Annotated in this window: 2 pseudogenes; both read right to left on the minus strand. The window is 61.3% G+C overall.

Annotated elements, in window-relative coordinates:
* Positions 1-248, minus strand: a pseudogene (locus ATB02_RS25930) (tail assembly protein); the annotation flags it as partial.
* Positions 245-326: pseudogene (locus ATB02_RS26515) on the minus strand (phage tail protein); the annotation flags it as partial. The pseudogenes ATB02_RS26515 and ATB02_RS25930, both read right to left, overlap by 4 nt.

Raw genomic sequence — 326 nt, forward strand, 5'->3', positions numbered from 1 at the left:
CATGCCACCGCAATCAGCGCCGCCCCCAGCACCACCTGAAACACACCGCCACTTTTAGCTCCCGCCAGACGCGGCACAATGTGGATCACGGCACCATTTGCCAGCGGCTCATTCAGACGGGCAGACAATTCGGTTTCACCTGCATCACGCCCGGCAATGCGTACCTGGTACCAGCCGTCGCTCAGTTTCTGACGAAACGCCGGGATCTGCATGGCCAGCGCCCGGATGGCTTCGGACCCCGTTTTCACTCGAAGGTCGATGCGGCGGCCAAATCGTTGTAAATCCCCGTAAAGGCAGATGCGTGCCATGCCCGGTGACGCCAGAGG

This window comes from Escherichia sp. MOD1-EC5189, from assembly GCF_002966045.1.
In the GTDB taxonomy this organism is placed as follows: domain Bacteria; phylum Pseudomonadota; class Gammaproteobacteria; order Enterobacterales; family Enterobacteriaceae; genus Escherichia; species Escherichia coli_F.